The 16,938-nt window shown below is 38.8% G+C and carries 15 protein-coding genes; 1 reads left to right on the top strand and 14 read right to left on the bottom strand.

Annotated features, from left to right (window positions below; all coding sequences use genetic code 11):
- The 9 genes from CRN97_RS11150 to CRN97_RS11110 all read right to left on the bottom strand — a co-directional run.
- A partial coding sequence (locus CRN97_RS11150) for a transposase (RefSeq protein ID WP_143483263.1) occupies positions 1-297 on the bottom strand: 297 nt, incomplete at its 3' end.
- A 99-nt stretch (positions 298-396) separates the two neighbouring features.
- Positions 397-1,932 carry an alanine/glycine:cation symporter family protein gene (locus tag CRN97_RS11145; RefSeq protein ID WP_330400136.1) on the bottom strand — a complete coding sequence of 512 codons (1,536 nt, stop codon included), beginning with the start codon at positions 1,930-1,932 and terminating at the stop codon, positions 397-399.
- A 156-nt stretch (positions 1,933-2,088) separates the two neighbouring features.
- Positions 2,089-2,268 carry a hypothetical protein gene (locus CRN97_RS11140; protein ID WP_074792040.1) on the bottom strand — a complete coding sequence of 60 codons (180 nt, stop codon included), beginning with the start codon at positions 2,266-2,268 and terminating at the stop codon, positions 2,089-2,091.
- Positions 2,269-2,368: 100 nt separating this feature from the next.
- The gene (locus CRN97_RS11135) at positions 2,369-2,731 is read right to left on the bottom strand and encodes a VOC family protein (protein ID WP_097076939.1); all 363 of its coding nucleotides are present in this window, start codon (positions 2,729-2,731) and stop codon (positions 2,369-2,371) included.
- Positions 2,732-3,232: 501 nt separating this feature from the next.
- Positions 3,233-4,522: a diguanylate cyclase domain-containing protein gene (locus CRN97_RS11130; protein ID WP_097076938.1), complete on the bottom strand. Its 1,290-nt coding sequence runs from the start codon at positions 4,520-4,522 to the stop codon at positions 3,233-3,235.
- A gap of 151 nt (positions 4,523-4,673) precedes the next feature.
- A complete protein-coding gene (locus CRN97_RS11125) occupies positions 4,674-5,705 on the bottom strand; it encodes an ABC transporter permease subunit (RefSeq protein WP_033151695.1) in 1,032 nt (343 codons plus the stop codon).
- Complete coding sequence (locus tag CRN97_RS11120; protein ID WP_074792045.1) at positions 5,705-6,751, bottom strand: ABC transporter permease; 1,047 nt, start codon at positions 6,749-6,751, stop codon at positions 5,705-5,707. Before CRN97_RS11120 ends, CRN97_RS11125 begins: the two co-directional genes overlap by 1 nt.
- Positions 6,751-8,265 carry a sugar ABC transporter ATP-binding protein gene (locus CRN97_RS11115; RefSeq protein WP_074792047.1) on the bottom strand — a complete coding sequence of 505 codons (1,515 nt, stop codon included), beginning with the start codon at positions 8,263-8,265 and terminating at the stop codon, positions 6,751-6,753. Before CRN97_RS11115 ends, CRN97_RS11120 begins: the two co-directional genes overlap by 1 nt.
- Positions 8,266-8,332: 67 nt before the next feature.
- Positions 8,333-9,442, bottom strand: coding sequence for an ABC transporter substrate-binding protein (locus CRN97_RS11110; protein ID WP_097076937.1), 1,110 nt, complete (start codon positions 9,440-9,442; stop codon positions 8,333-8,335).
- 347 nt (positions 9,443-9,789) lie between these two features.
- Between CRN97_RS11110 and CRN97_RS11105 the strand changes: the two genes are divergently transcribed.
- Positions 9,790-10,758, top strand: a complete 969-nt coding sequence (locus CRN97_RS11105; protein ID WP_097076936.1) for a GntR family transcriptional regulator — start codon at positions 9,790-9,792, stop codon at positions 10,756-10,758.
- Here CRN97_RS11105 and CRN97_RS11100 read toward each other — a convergent pair.
- The 5 genes from CRN97_RS11100 to CRN97_RS11080 all read right to left on the bottom strand — a co-directional run bounded on the left by CRN97_RS11100 (position 10,755) and on the right by CRN97_RS11080 (position 16,864).
- Complete coding sequence (locus tag CRN97_RS11100) at positions 10,755-11,774, bottom strand: ABC transporter substrate-binding protein (RefSeq protein ID WP_097076935.1); 1,020 nt, start codon at positions 11,772-11,774, stop codon at positions 10,755-10,757. The two genes, CRN97_RS11105 and CRN97_RS11100, sit on opposite strands and share 4 nt — an antisense overlap.
- A complete protein-coding gene (locus tag CRN97_RS11095; RefSeq protein ID WP_242962084.1) occupies positions 11,767-13,215 on the bottom strand; it encodes a sensor histidine kinase in 1,449 nt (482 codons plus the stop codon). The genes CRN97_RS11100 and CRN97_RS11095 overlap by 8 nt, the downstream gene beginning before the upstream one ends.
- Positions 13,212-14,816: a response regulator transcription factor gene (locus tag CRN97_RS11090; RefSeq protein WP_097076934.1), complete on the bottom strand. Its 1,605-nt coding sequence runs from the start codon at positions 14,814-14,816 to the stop codon at positions 13,212-13,214. Before CRN97_RS11090 ends, CRN97_RS11095 begins: the two co-directional genes overlap by 4 nt.
- 22 nt (positions 14,817-14,838) lie before the next feature.
- A complete protein-coding gene (locus CRN97_RS11085; protein ID WP_090394991.1) occupies positions 14,839-15,441 on the bottom strand; it encodes a cytidylate kinase-like family protein in 603 nt (200 codons plus the stop codon).
- Between the two features lie 73 nt (positions 15,442-15,514).
- Positions 15,515-16,864 carry an ArsB/NhaD family transporter gene (locus CRN97_RS11080; protein WP_097076933.1) on the bottom strand — a complete coding sequence of 450 codons (1,350 nt, stop codon included), beginning with the start codon at positions 16,862-16,864 and terminating at the stop codon, positions 15,515-15,517.
- Positions 16,865-16,938: the final 74 nt, after the last annotated feature.

The following is a 16,938-nucleotide window of genomic DNA, read 5'->3' as shown; positions in this document are numbered from 1 at the left end:
ATATTTGCGAACCCATTGATAAAGCAAACCATCGTTAATTCCTGCATTAAACGCTACCGATGTGATTGATTCCCCAGCATATACTTTAGAAATAAGAGCTAACTTATCTTCAGGAGTCCAAACCTTATTTGAGTTTTTATGTTGTAATGCTTCAGGCCCTTGAGCCTCTTCAATCCTTACCCATTTACGAATTTCATGTTGAAACTGACTTTTAGATATTCCATCAGGAACATCTGGCATAGTCCCGTTTCTATACATTTCAATACACTTCCTTTTAAATTCATAACTATAGCGCATAAAAATAACCCTCCTTACTGAACTTTTTATTGTCCAGTAAAGAGGGTACATATCAAAATGACCAGCCTTTTTTAATGTACCTTTTACATAAAATATATTTTATTGTTTTGCTTTCTCATCCCAAACCTTTACATCAATGCCAACAACTTCTGATGTGAATGGTGTGCCATCTTCTTTTTCGTAATGTATCTGGGCTTTTTTAACATACTTAAATCCGATGTATAAAAGTGGAATGTTGCAGTATGCAATCAGAATGTTTGCAAAATCTGATAAATCCCAAAGGGCACCTAAGTCCATTCCTACGATTGATGTAAGCATACCAAAGCAGATAACTATTATATCGAGTATACGAATAACATTTATGAACACCTTGCTTCTGCTGATTCTATTTGCACAGATTTCTGAGAAGGACATGAATCCTAACAAGCAAGTGAATGCAAAAAGTCCAAAGCAAAGTGAAATAAGAAGGGTTACTACTACGTTGAATGCTGTGCCTGGTGTAAGCTCTGCTGCTGAGGCAAGATACTTTGGAAGCTTGCCAAGCTCGAACCATGCTTCACCTGCATCTGTGAGCCATACACGACCCATGATTACAACAAAGCCTGTAAGTGTACAAATAACAATTGTATCAAGGAAAACTCCTATTGCTTGAACACAGCCCTGGTCACATGGATGCTTTGCATCTGAAGCAGCTGCTGGCATTGTGATTGTACCTTGACCTGCCTCATTAGACATAAGACCACGCTTTACGCCCTGCATAAGAGCGATTCCAAATGCTCCACCGAAAACTGCTTCTGGCTTGAATGCCTCTGTAAATACTGCGTAGAAGAACCATGGAATTCTTGTAAAGTTGATGACAATAAGTATTACAACAGTTAACACATAAACAATTGCCATGATTGGAACAAGTACATCAGTAACCTTTGAAATCTTTTTTGTTCCACCAAATGAAACTGAGATAGTTGCAATGATAACGATTACAAAGCCAATCCAATATACAGCATGTGTTGTTGGAAGCTCCTGTCCGCTAACAATGCTTGCTATCTGGCCCATTGCAGAGACTGTGTTAAATCCCTGTGCTGGGAAGCAAAGCAATGCATAAATAATGTACATAAGTGATAATACAACACCAACTATTGCAGAATTCTTTATAAGTCTGCGTCCATAGAAAGCCATACCACCTACATATTCATCATCTTTTCTCTCTTTGAAAATCTGAGAAAGTGTAGACTCTACAAATGCTGTAGCCATTCCAAAGAATGCAGAAATCCACATCCAAAGAAGTGCACCAGGACCACCTACTGAAACAGCTCCTGTAACGCCAAGGATATTTCCTGGTCCTACTCGCATAGCTGTTGAAAGGAAGAAAGAAGCAAGTGGTGAGATACCAGTCTTGGCCTTGCTAGTCTTTAATACTTCTATTCCTCTCTTAAACTTTCTAACCTGAATAAACTTTAGTCTGATTGAAAAATAGATTCCTGAGCCAATCAAAAGAATAATCGCCAGTGAAAAATTTCCCAGGATAGGTATGTTTGCATACCATTCAAAATTTGTTGGGAAATCCCAGAATAAATCGGACACTACCTGTATTTTGCCACAGACAGTGGTAATGATATTTAAAATTGTTTCCATCATTTATCCTCCCTATAGTTACATAATATCTTTTTTATCTCTCTACAACAATATAAAAATCTTATACCCTCAATTAATAAATAGTCTCTTTATTATGTCTTCTATCTATATACACACAAAAGGGTCTGGCTTTCGCCAGACCCTGAATTCAAATATATACTATTTACGCTTTGCAAGAACAATTGCCTCATCCTTGAATGCGATTCCTGAGAAATCATGCTTAAAATGAACAACTTCTCTATTAACTGATGGAGTAACAAAAGTTCCATCTACATCTATTACAAGCTCAATATCCTGATCATACTGACTTAACTCTTCAATAAAATCTCTAATTTTCATGCTAACCTTCTACCTTTCATTACAAATTTCACACTTTTTTCAAAAACTCGATTAGCTTATCACGGTTTCCAATTAGAGTCAAGTCTATGTTTAGAATTGTTTACGTTGGTGTGCCAACCTCAATCAAATTGCCATCTAGATCATAGAAACGCACAACTTTTTGTCCCCAGCTATGTGTCATTAACTTATTCACATATATAGTATCAGGATACAACTTTTCCAGCTTTTCAATAAAAGCATCAATATCCCTTTCTTCAAAATACAATTCACAGGAATTATTTCTATGAACTATATCTTTATTAATAAAGCTATTCCATATCTTCTCATCCTGAAGAACCAAGCCTTCTGTCAAAATCATGTTGCCATCATTATCTAGAAGCATATCCAGCCCAAACAAATCATGATAATACTTCTTTGAAGCTTCTATATCTTTTACAACTATGAGCACATTCCTTAATTTCATAAAATCTAGCACCTTTTTATTCTATTCTCTATTGCAGTTAAGTTTATTTTCTTGTTTTAAAATATCACTTAACCAACTACTGCTACTTGGCCCAAAATTGTTAAGTGAATTTGTAAAAGTAAACTTTTCCACTTAAAACTCTAACTGCCTGTTAAGTTTATTTGGAAAAATACTATTTTCCACTTATATTTTTGTCTAAAATCCTTTAGTCACTTAAGTGAAAAATAAGAATCTCATTTCGCACTTAACTTTTTGTTAAGTTTATTTCCGGCAATACATGTTTCACTTAACTTATCTAAATACTTTGAAGCAAATACACTGTTTTTTTAAGTGAAAAATCAAAAATTACGTATTTCACTTAACCCAACTCTTCAATTTTAAGTGAAAAACCATATCTTATAATTTCCACTTAACAAAACTCCACTAAAACTCCCCTAGCTGAGTCAAAGCTGTAAAATGAATAACCAAAATCAACATTCTACACTTAAACAAGGCCCATCACTACTTACAGATAATCTGATTACGGCCTGTTTCCTTGGCTTCATATAGATTGTCGTCGGCGCGCTTTAAGGTTTCATCTGTGGTTTCACCTGGGACAAGGGCAGTAAGGCCAAAACTCATAGTGATTTGACGATCTGTGTCTGGAATATAAATAGTGCGAACCTCATCCATAATCATGGAAAGCTCTCTTCTGGCGATATCCAGCTCTCGATTCTCAAAAATGAGAAGGAATTCCTCACCACCCCAACGAGCTGAGAAGCCTTTGCCTACCATGCCGGCCTTCAGTTTGTCCGCTACTGATTTAAGAATAAAATCACCCATTTCATGGCCATAGGTGTCGTTAACCTTTTTAAAGAAATCGATATCTGAAATACAGACGCAATACTTATTTCCCATTTCCACTGCCTTCACTCTGATTTCTTCCAGCTTCTTATCAGCAGAACGACGATTGTTGAGCTCAGTTAGAGCATCATATTCTACAAGCTTCTTTAAGGAACCAGCCATTCTCTTTCCATCTGTGGCAAGATGCTTTATCTCATCATCTTTTGCTATGAGTTCTCGTGGCATTTCAAAATCAAATTCGCCACTGGCAAGGCGGTTCATGTATTTGTCCATTTTGAAAATTCTACCTGCCAGCTTATTGCCTTCATGAACCATAATGAATCCAAAGAATACTGCCACCACTACACATATAGCAATAATAGGAAGTACATATTTGAAGACCTCTTCTTGAACATCTTCCGCTGAACGACATACAGCAATCATACCAATGACTTTATTTTTATCATCCTTTAGTGCTGTATAGTATGCAAAGCTCTTCTTATCATACACGACCACATTATCATAGAATACACTTTCACCAGTTTTCAAAACTTCATTTTTAACAACCGCTGCAGCCTTTGTGCCCATAGCACTGTTACCATCATCATCATGAAGTGTTGTAAGAATTCTAGTGTCCTCTATAAAAATAGATACATCGATATCAAGAAAATCAGACATGGTTGCTATAAGAGTGTCTTCTCCATTGAGCTTTTGTTCGCCCTTATAAATCTCTATTTCCCCTTCTTCACCTGTTTCTTCTATTCTATAATCGCCAACATAAAATTCATCAAAAACAAAGCCTATCAATTCTGCATCATGAATAAGTTCGTCTTTAATTTGATTAGTGATTGACGCTCTTACAATACTTACGCTTGTCACAATAATTGCCACAGTCAGCAATATAACAGGTACCAGCGTCATTGTAAGCATCTGCTTTTTTAAACTATCTTTAAAATCACTTTTAGCCATGTTTTTCTCCTCTAAAAAACATCAATGTCAAATATATAATACTTCATTTTCAGGGGAAATAATATGAAATAACAGTGAATAAACATGAAAAAAGCAGATGCAGAACGCACCCGCCTTTTCCATGTTGAAGGATTTTGTTAGAAAAAGAAAGTTACTTATTGCGGCGTGCCTTAACTAAGGCAAATACCGACTGAAGGATTATGAAAATACAAAGGAGTGCTGCCGTTGCTATGTTTGCCCAACTAGAAAGGAGCTTTCCGTTTGTATTAACTAGTACTGTAATTGTACCGTTGATGAGAACACCAAAGAGTGAACCGATTACGTTTCCTACACCACCTGTAAGAAGTGTTCCACCGATAACGGCTGATGCAATAGCATCCATTTCAAGACCCTTTGCCTGGTTTACTGAACCTGACATTGTATTCAAGCAATAAAGAATACCACCGATTGAGCAAAGGAATGATGAAAGAATGTGTGAAAGCATTCTTGTCTTTTTAACATTCAAGCCCATCATTGTTGCTGATGTCTGGTTTCCACCAACAGCGTAAAGGTTACGACCAAACTTTGTGTACTTTAACATCAAGAAGATAAGTACAAGTACAACAAGGGCAATAACAACTGTTGGTCTCATGTAAGGAACAACTACCTTACCATGCTTGTTAACCTTTCCAAGGAACTCTGGAAGATTGATTTTTGAATTTGCCCAAGCATAGAATACTGGGTTGTCAGCCTCTGTAATAGAAATCTGACCTGAGCAGATAACTGCTGTCATACCTCTTCCAAAGAACATGCCCGCCATTGTTACAATGAATGGCTGTATCTCTAAATATCCAACTAAGAATCCCTGAACTGCGCCAAATACAAGGCCAATTACAAGAACAAGAATTACCATTGGAACAGCACCCATGTGCCATTCTGTCATGCCATAAACAAGTAACATACAGTCCATGGCGATGACTGAACCTACAGAAATATCAATTCCGCCTGTCAACATAACACATGTCATTCCGCAGGTTACGCAGATAAGACCGGCATTGTTGATAAGGATATTTAGGAATGTCTGTAAATTTCCAAAACCTTTGTCCTGATAAATCAGGCAGCCTACAATATACATAAATATGAAGAGGCCGATTGTAATAAATATTAAAACTGTATTTGGATCTAATTTTCTTCTCGTCTTCATTATGCTGCCTCCTTTATGTGAGCCTTCTGGGCCTTTCTTGCTGCCATGTAGGCTTTGAATGCAGGAGCCTGCACTACTACGATTATGATAACGATGATAGCCTTAAACACTGGAGCCTTATCTGTTGAAACACCCATAGCAAGAAGTGTTGTTGTGATTGCCTGGATTGTGTATGCACCAATGATTGAACCAGCAAGGTTGAATTTACCACCACCAAGTGAGTTGCCACCAAGTGCTACTGCAAGGATGGCATCCAATTCGTAGTTAAGACCAATGTTGTTTGAATCTGCTGAGTAGATTCTTGATGAAGCTACAATACCTGCGATACCAGCACAGATACCACAAACAAGGTAGCAAATAAAGCAAATTACATCTGAATTGATACCAGATATTCTAGCTGCTCTGCTGTTGATACCAACTGACTGGATATAAAGTCCAAGTGCTGTCTTTTTCAAAAGAATAGTTACAATAAGGATTACTAATGCTGCCACAAATACTGGTGTAGGTATTGGACATCCTGGTAGGAAGTTACCTAAATATTTGTAAGGCTCATATCGTATATACGTAATCTGGTTGTTGCAAAGCAACAAACCGATTGCTCGTGCCGCCGTAAATAAAATCAAGGTTGCGACCATTGGTTGTATCTTTAGTTTGGATACAAGGGCACCGTTCATTGCACCGCAGACACCACCCATAAGTACACCAAAAAGCATTCCGATTCCCATTGGAACCATAAGCTCGTTTACTGAGTTGTTTCCGTAGCCTGCAAGTAACATACAGCAGCTACATGCTGATAATGACATTACTGAACCAACGGAAATATCAGTACCTGCTGAAACTGCAACTACAAGTGTCTGTCCTACTGCAAGGATTGCGATTTCTGAACCACGGTTCAAAATATCGATTAAACGTCCAAACAAAACACCATCCTGAATCTTGATTGAAAAGAATGCAGGGCTCTTAATCAAGTTGATAAGCAAAACCAATATCATACAGAAGATTGGTAGGAATAGTGGTTGTTTTGTTAATTTCTTAAAGTTTTCCATTATTCTGCACCTCCTGCTATGGCTGCCATGACTGTTTCTTGGTTAAGATTTTCAGTAATTTCTCCAACCTGGGCGCCATCGCGCATTACGTACATTCTTGAACATGTACGAAGCATTTCTTCAATTTCAGAGGAAATAAATACAATGCTCATTCCCTCTTCTTCCGCAAATTTCAAAGCCAACTTCTGGAACTCTGTCTTTGTTCCGATATCAATACCTCTGGTTGGCTCATCCAGAATTAAGAAATCAGGATGTGTGCATAACCATCTTGCAAGGATAACCTTTTGTTGATTACCACCTGACAGCTGGTTAATAGGAGTTTCACGAGATGCTGTCTTGATTTGAAGCATGTCGATAAACTTGTCTGCAAGTTCGATTTGTTTTGAAACAGGAATCTTTTTGAACATTCCGTTTCTAGCCTGAAGGGCAAGAATTATATTCTCCCTTACTGAAAGGTCGCCTATACAGCCGTCCGCCTTTCTATCATCTGGCAAATATCCCATGCCTGCTTTGATAGCATCAAGAGGCTCTTTTACATTAAGATTTTTGCCGTTCATTTTCAGAGTACCAGTTTGAGCTTTATCAGCACCGTAGATGCAACGAACCATTTCTGAACGACCAGATCCCAAAAGTCCTGTAACACCAACAACCTCACCTTTCTTGATTTCAAAATCAAATGGTTTGATTGTTCCCTTATGGCTAAGGCCTTTGGCTTCCACGACAACTTCATCAGATGTGTGTTCTGCCCCTTCCTTTTTGATAGATGCCAGATCATCGAAATCCTTACCAAGCATTGCCGCTACAAGCTTGACACGTGGCATCTCCTCAACTGTGTACTCTCCTGCAAACTCGCCATTTCTGAGAACAGTGATAGTATCGCATACCTCATATACCTGCTCCAAGAAATGAGTTACAAATATTATTCCAACTCCCTTTGCTTTCAAGTCACGCATTACCTTAAAGAGCTTTTCTACCTCGTTATCATCAAGTGATGATGTAGGCTCATCAAGGATTAGAACTTTACAGTCCATATCTACAGCTCTTGCAATAGCTATCATCTGCTGGATTGCAAGAGAATAATTTTCAAGAGCAATAGTTACATCAATATTAATTTCCAAACCATCCATTATTTCCTTGGCTCTCTTGTTCATTGTTCGCCAATCGATGGTTCCAATTTTTGTTTTTGGCTCACGGCCGATAAATAGGTTTTCTGCAACAGTGAGGTTTGGACAGAGGTTTACTTCTTGATAAACTGTTGCAATGCCCTTTTCCTGGGCTTCTAATGTTGAATGATTAACTACAGGTCCATCAACTCCAGCAACGTGGATTTCACCTGCGTCAAGAGAATATACACCAGTCAACACCTTAATCAGTGTTGATTTTCCCGCACCATTTTCTCCCATCAGTGCATGTATTTCACCCTTTCTCAGGGTAAACTGAGCATGATCCAAAGCTTTAACTCCGGGAAAGGACTTAGAGATATCTCGCATTGTGATCAACAAATTTTCATCCATAATTCTTCAACCTTTCCTTTTAAATAAAGGGGAAGGAATTGCCCTTCCCCTCTCTCTTACCTTATTTTTAGTATGATGCCTGTGATGCTGCGTCTGTTACAACTACAAGATCTTCTGTAACCTCTTCACCTGCATTGTTTGTGTATGTGATGCTTGAAAGGATATCCTCAGCAACGTACCATGGCTCTGTCATGAATGTCTGCTTTGCAACTGTTGCACCAGACTCAAGCTGCTGAACGATGTCTGCACAATACTCACCCTGAAGTGGGTAGCACATGAAGTCTGCATTGATATCGCCTGACTCTACATACTCAAGACCTGCCTTGCAAGCGTCGAAAGAAATAAGGATAACGTCTTTGTCTACACCATAAGAAACACCAGCTGCCTTCATAGCATCCATAGCACCAAATGCTTCATTATCGTTCTGGCAAACAACTACGTTGAACTTGCCTTCATAAGACTTGCAGTATGATTCCATAACCTGCTGTCCACCATCCTGTGTGAAGTCACCATCCTGTGAATCAAGGATTGTCCAACCTTCAGCATCAGCAATCTTCTTGAATCCATCTGTACGTCCGATCTGAGCAGATGAACCATTAGAACCTTCGATTACAAGGATGTTGAGATCTGAGATGCCCTTAGCTGCTGCATAATCCTTTAACCATGTACCAGCTGCAAGACCTTCGTTCATGAATTCTGAACCAACCCATGAAACATACTTGTCTGAATCATCAATTGTTCTATCGATAACGATTACTGGAATACCAGCATCCTCACACTCTGTAAGAACTGTGTCCCAACCTGTTGAAACGATAGGATCGATTACGATGTAATCAACATCATCCTGGATGAACTGACGAACTGCTTCGATCTGTGTTGCTGAGTCATTATCGCAATCAACGAACTGGAGGTCATATCCATTCTCCTCTGAGAATGCAGCCTGTACTGAGTTTGTTGAAGCTGTACGCCAATCTGACTCATGACCAACCTGTGCGAATCCAACTGTGATTAAATCACCGCTTGCTGCTGCATCATCACTTCCAGCATCCTCTGTTGTCTCAGCTGCAGCTGTGTCAGATGTTGTATCTGTTGAAGCTGTGTCTGATGCGCCACCACAAGCTACCATTGATGCAGCCATAAGGCTTACGAGCATTCCTGCTACTATTCTTTTTTTCATAAGGTTTTTCTCCTTCCTTCTCCTTACCAGGCCCCTTATTCCTGGTTGTTTTTTATTTTCTATAATTAATTTAGCAAAGGCTAAAAATAGCAACAATAAAATCACCCTAATTTCAAGGCTTTCTAAGAATGCGATAGTACCAATATTTTTATTTTTATTATTTTCCATACCAATTCACAAACATTTCCCTGTTCTTCGTTTTTACAGTGAAATTTTTTTGAAATAAATGTGGAAAATTTATGATTGGTATGTTTTCACTATTAATAAATTTCATACCAATTTTCATTGACATATGTTAGAATTTTTATAGATAACGTGGAAACTCTTATGATTAAAGGTGAAATTTTATGATTCCAAAATATATTTCATTAAAAAATAAATTAAACAATGACATACTGGAAAATAAATACCCTATCGGCTCAAAGCTTCCTACTGAGGTAGAATTAGCAAAAGAATACAAGGTTAGTCGTTCCACTGTAAGGCAGGCTTTGGATTTGCTTGTGGAGCAGGGTATCATCGATAAACATTGGGGTAGCGGAAACACGGTAATCGCCAAAAGTGATAATTCCAAAAGTAAAACCGTAATGGTGCTGTTACCAAACAATAAGGATGCGGTTTTCACTGATGTTTTTTCTGATATTAGTTCTATGCTAATGAAAAACGGTTTTGAGGTGGAGTTCCATAGCACCCAAAACAGCTATCAGCTGGAACGTCAGTACCTGCAGCTACTTATGAACGATATTTATGCAGGGCTTATTATTATGATGGCCCGTTCCAATTTTCCATCAACTAATGTTGATTTGCTCCAGCTTCAATGCAAACGCCAGCTTCCTATTGTTTTCATTGATACTGCACCTTCGGCTATTTATAATCCTGTAATTATCTCTACAGATAATTATGGCCGCGGCTACCAAATGGCTCGTCATCTTATTAATCGTGGCCACAAAAAGCTTGGTGGAATTTTTGTTAATGACAACTACTCTTCCATCCAGGCCTTTTCAGGATTTACCGATGCCATCCGTGACGCCAATCTTGAAATAATGGATAACAGCTATCATTTTTGTAACTATCATGATCCTCAGGGTGTTAACTCTCGTACCAATGCCGGCATTAATCGATTTTTGAAATATGCGTATGATACAGTATCAGCTGTTTATGTGGACGATCCTAATATCACCGGTGATGGCACATTTCCTATTTTCACATCAAGCTTAACTCCTTCCAAATCCTTGGGTAAGGAATGTGCTAACGCGATTATGGAAATAAAAAAGAATGGCAACAGCAAATCTGTCACCATTCCATTTAAGGCTAATTAATATTTTCTATTTTGAATGTAGTCCTCTGTTAGTTCATCAGGTGTAAACGTGTTCTCATCAACATAAGTTATTTTAGGAACTGTCTTTCCCTGATTTAACATATTTACTATATTGTACAGATATGGGCCCTGCAGAGGATTGCATTCCACTACAAAATTTATCTGTCCGTTCATACAAAGTTCCAATGCATTTCTTGTGGCATCAAAGGAAACCACTGTGATTTTGCTGCCAACACCATACTTTACTCCAGCTTCATTAAGTGCTGCGATGGCCCCCATTGCCTCTTCATCGTTTTCACAGTAAAGCACATCTATGTCACTTGGATTCACTTCTTCCAATGTATTTTCCATTATTTCTCTAGCCTTGGCTTTTGTAAATTCACCACAGTCTTCTGCTACAATGTTCCAATTGCTGTGCTCCTCCATAGCTTTTGCCAAAGCCTTTGACCTACCTAGTTGAGCCGATGATTCCAAAGTTCCTTGAATGTGAACAATATTTAAATCCTCGGTCACACCATCTCCATCAGAATCGTACATCTTTTCCAGATAAGAAACGGCTGCCTCCCCCTGAGATTTAAAATCAGAACCTACAAAAGCTGTGTACAATGCTTCATTAGAAACATTGACGTTTCTATCGCAAATTATTACAGGAATCCCTGCCTGCTTTGCTTCCGATAATACAGTGTCCCAGCCAGTTTCGACTATAGGGCTAAGAATGATGTAGTCCACCCCCTGCTGAATAAAGGTACGAATATCGCGAATCTGATTATCCTGTTTTGACTGACCATCCTTGTATATCAGCTTGTACCCCTTCGACTCAGAAAAAGCTTCCTTAACTGAATCAGTAAGTGCTACTCGCCATGCCGATTCTGCGCCAGGTTGCGAAAAACCGACCACTATCAAATCGGAGCTTTCCTCTTCTACCACTTCCCCTTTTTTTGAAGCTCCGCAACTGATAAATGTGGCCAGAACTATACAAGCCAATATAAAGCTTAAAACCCTCTTTTTCCTAAACATTGATTATCCCCTTCTCGTCATGCTTCTGTTTTGGAATTACTACAGTGATTGTAGTTCCAACTCCCTCGGTGCTGGAAATTGTGAGGCCATATTCCTCACCAAACAAAAGCTGCATTCGCTCATGAACTGTGCGCAGACCAAATCCTATCTTTTCCCCATTTACGATTGCAGCCCTCATCTCCTGCAATCGTTCTTCGGTCATGCCCGCACCATTATCCTTTACTACAAGCTCAATTCTGTCATCCAAATCCACCGCTTCAACTTTTATTGAGCCCTTCTCGCGCTGAAGCTTTATTCCATGATAAATACTGTTTTCAACAAGCGGCTGAAGCGTAAGCTTTGGTACTGAGTACCCATAAAGACTTTCAGGAATGTTTACCTGATAATCCATTCTATCCTGATATCTGGTTTTCTGAATTGCCAAATAGCTGAGGACATGCTTTTCCTCCTCTTGAAGAGAAATAATATCTTTTCCTCGGCTTAAGCAGAAACGGAAGAAATCAGAAAGATCGCTAACCATCTTTATACTCTCTTCTTTTTTGTCAGCCTCAATTAACCAGATGATTGTATCCAAAGTGTTGTACAAAAAATGTGGATTAATCTGAGCCTGTAAAAGCTCAAGTTCCGCATGTCGTTTTCTTCTCTCAGCTCTCTTATTTTCCTGAATAAGAGTATTAAGCTTTCCAACCATCTCCTCGAAACCATCTGACAAAGTTTGTATCTCTGCCTGAGCGGCATCAACAGGAGTCTTTGGCTCGAAATCTCCATTTGTAATATCGTTCACGCGACCTGCCAGCTTTGTGAGAGGTGAAGTGATGGCTTCTGTAGTCTTCGCAACGTAGAAGATAATCAGGAATACCACTATTACAAACAGTGCAACAGTTCCTATAAGAATGTACTCAACCTGCGTGGTAATCTCTTCCTGAAGCTCACTAAGATGAACTGATTCATAATACAGGTAATCGTACATATAGGTCTGAATCAAATCAGTCAGAATATAGATATTGTTTTCCAGCTGAGTCATTCCCTCATCATAGGTCTCAGCATTATCCACTTCTTCCATTCTAGTTTCCAGGGTTATGCACAAATCTCGCACCGACTCTATGGAATCAATACTATCTTTTTCTGTAGTTTGCTCCAAAAGACGCTCCGCCAGCTCCCTGGCTTTTTCAACCTCTTCTGTTGGTTTTCCATCTGCATAGGCACTATCACTAACGTAGTAGAACATCTTTAGATCTACATCGCTTTTGAAATCCTGGTTGAATGCAGATGCAGCTGTAACATTATGAAGAATTGTTCTGTATTGAAAAGCATTCCAACATAAGAGACCTATGAGTACCGCAATTACGATACTCATAGGTACAAAAATAACCACTATTAACCTTCTAAGCATAACGCTCATAGAAGGCTTTTGTTTTTTGTTTGTTACTTCAACACTCATACTCCCTGCCCTTTCGCTCTGAATTCCTTAGGGCTAATTCCATAAGTTTTCTTGAAAATGTAACTAAAGTAATGTGGATCCTTGTAGCCAACCTTTTCTGCAATTGCAGATGTTTTCTCCTTAGTATTTAAAAGCAATTCCTTGGCATGCTCCATACGCTTTGATGTAATGTATTCAACAAAGGTAGTTTTATTTTCTCTTGAAAACATTGCAGACAGATAGCTAGGTGAAATATTTATTTCCTTTGCCACCTCATTTAAACTCAAGCTTGAATCGCAATAATGCTCGTTCACATAATTGATTGCTGCAGAAAGCTGTGACTTCGACTGGTTGCCTACCAAATCCTTTCTCTTTGCAATGGCAGCTCTAAACATATCTGAAACAACATTCAAAACTGAGTCGCTTGTAACCTTTTCTAAGTTTCCTCTGGTGCTTGAATCCAAAACATTATCTGAATCCACTCCAAGTTTTTTCAGATAATCACAGACACACATATACATGGTCATTGCAAAATATTTGCAGAATATGCTAGAACTCAATGCACTCTTCGTCTGCTGATTTACTATGTTATCAAGGAAATCATCTATCTCTGATTCGCCTGCATTTTCCAAAAAAAGCATAACAAGTCGCTGGTCAATTGTATTAGCACTATCCTCACCAAATGTGCGCATAGCTTCCACATCCTGCTCTGTAAAGATATGACCATCCGGATTGATAAAGCGACAGCTGAGTCTTTTGTTTGCCTGCTGACAGGCCTTTGCAAACTCTGACAGTCTGGTTATCACTCCACTTTGTGCCAAATACCAATGTATCTCATCATCGTAGACCATACATCTACGATTGATATTTTCTATTAAATTAGTAGTATTGCTTTCGATTGTAGATTCATCGCCCTTAACAATGATTGCATAGGTATCCATGTTCCAATGGAACACAATGTATTCTGGGCAGCATTTTAAATACTGCATCAACTGCTCCGATAAACGAGCCATGTGCTTTGAATACACTGGTGCAGTATGCATTCCTGTCATTGGGGTAAAATCCAAAAGAACAAGGTTGTAATGAGTAGTATCTAGAGAAAGACCAAGCTCCTCCGACTTCTCATAAACCTCAGATACGGACATAGTTCCACTAACCAGTTGATTGAAAAATCTGACTCTGGCGAACTGTTCGTATTCCTGACTTTCTGCTTTGAATTGATCTAGATATTTGTCTCGTTCATTTTCCTTATCAAGCTTAGACTTGGCATCATTCATAACATCCCCAAGCTTATCCTTTGTGATAGGCTTTAAAAGATAATTATCTACGCCAATGCTGATTGCTTCCTGGGCATAAGAAAAATCATCGAAACCACTGATGATAATGATTCTTGTATTAGGAAGTTCCTTTTTGATCATTTTGGACAGAGAGATTCCGTCCATGAAAGGCATCCTGATGTCTGTGATTAACACATCAGGCTTTGTCTGTCTAATAAGAGGTAATGCCACCTCCCCATCGGCGGCATCACCAACATATGCAAAGCCATATTGCTCCCATGGGAAGCTGGCCTTTAATCCGTCTCGAATGACAATCTCATCCTCAACTAAAAAAACACTATACATTATTCCCCATATCCCCTAAACTTTACTGCTCTGCTTTGTTCTTTAAATACTCTGAAATCATTGCGTATAAGGCATCTGCTGTTGCCTCTACACCCATAAGCGAGCTATTCACGCAGAAATCATATCCTCTACTGTCGCCCCATTTCATTTTTGAATAGTAGTTGTGATATGCCTTACGTTTTTTATCATGTCTGAACATCTTTGCCTTGGCTTCAAGCTTATTTAATTTGTACAATCGACAGATACGTTCTGTCTTTGCTTCTTCTTCGCCTCTAACGAAAATAGATATAAGACCTGGATGGTCTCTCAAAACATTTTCTGAGCAACGTCCAACTACAACAAAGCTTTCTCCGCTTTCTGCCTTGTTTCTGATGAAGTCGAACTGAAGCTGTGCGATTTGATCCTGTACGCTTGAAGAATGTCCTCTGACTGTCCTGGTTAATCCCTGACGCTTGGTTTCTTCGTGCTTGTGTAATTCCTCCGCATCTATACCATTTCTTTCCGCCAAATGATCAAGCATGTTGCGGTCGTAAAGTGGTACATTAAACTTTTCCGCCAATCTAGAAGCAATTTCGTGTCCACCGCTTCCATACTCTCTACCTACTGAAATAATAAACTGCCCCATAAGTTTCCCCCTTCAGTATTGTTTTATAATTATATTCTAATTGATTCAAGCAAAGAAGTCGAGTTTATAAACCTTAGAAATATCTTACAAAAATGCTAATCATAGATACTGCAAGAACGATGATTGTTCCTGGAACAAGCTCCTTACAGTATGTAGCCCAGCTGATAGGATAACCTTCCTTACCAGCTGTAGAGATACCAACAACATTTGCGCTGGCACCGATTGGTGTCATGCTTCCACCGATATCTGTTCCAATTGCAAGTGTCCATGCCATTGTAGACAAATCAACACCTGTAGTTGCAGCCAATGTTCTGATAACAGGAATCATTGTTGCTGAGAATGGAATGTTGTCGATGAATGCTGATGCGAAAGCACTTACCCAAAGGATAATCGCAATCATGAGATAAGCATTTCCACCTGATACCTTTGCAATGAATTCTGCAATAACAACAAGTACACCTGTCTCCTCGAGACCACCTACTACAATAAACAATCCAATGAAGAATAATAATGTGTGGTAGTCAACTCTCTTAAGAAGAGTCCATGCCTTACGCCCTGAAGTTGCAAGTGTGATGATTGCAATAAATGTACCGATGAATGCTACTGTAAGTCCTGTTGTAGCATGTGTAACAAGTAATACAACTGCTGTTGCAAAAATGATAGTACTTGTTAAAAACTCTTTCATGTTATCGATTTTGATTTCAACATCGATAGTAGATGGATCAACCTTGTCTGCAGGATCCTGTAATCTATTTCTCATTGTGAAATAGAAATAAAGAATGATAATGACAAGCGAAACTGCACCGATTGCGCCTGTGTTCATTACGAAATCTGAGAATGAGTATCCCAATGATGTACCAATGATGATGTTTGGTGGATCTCCACACATAGTGGCACTTCCGCCTAGGTTGGCACAAAAGATTTCTGCCATAATAACCGGAATTGGGTTGAACTTAAGTGTTCTAGCCAATCTGATAGTAACTGCTGCAAGGAACAAAATTACTGTAATTGAATCGATAAACATTGCAAGTACAGAAGAAAGAATCATAAATGCAACGAATATTCTAACTGGCTCAAAGTGAGCAAGCTTTGCAATCTTAAGGCAAAGCCAATCAAAGAATCCTGCTTCAGCCATTCCTTCAACCATGATCATCATTCCCCAAAGGAAAATGATTGTAGCCCAGTTGACGCCTGATGTCTGCTCTGCAGATTCTCCTGCTTCATACCAAAAAGATGGTTTGAAAATACCTCCTATCGCCAGAGTGTTAACAAATGCTTCTACGCTTCTCATTCCAACACCGAAAACAAAAATGCTGGTCAAGGCTCCGCAGCCAAGAGTAACGTAATGCTTAGGAAATCTATCCCAAACAATAAGCACAAACATAGCAATAAAAATTACTATAGCTAGTATTTCTGCTAACATAAAATACTTCCTTTCTTTAATTAAAATAAATAAAACTCGTGGACAATATCTAATTGCCCACGACGTTTTTTATT

Source organism: Pseudobutyrivibrio ruminis DSM 9787, assembly GCF_900218035.1.
In the GTDB taxonomy this organism is placed as follows: Bacteria; Bacillota; Clostridia; order Lachnospirales; family Lachnospiraceae; genus Pseudobutyrivibrio; species Pseudobutyrivibrio ruminis.
This window is presented reverse-complemented; position numbering and strand designations above follow the sequence as displayed.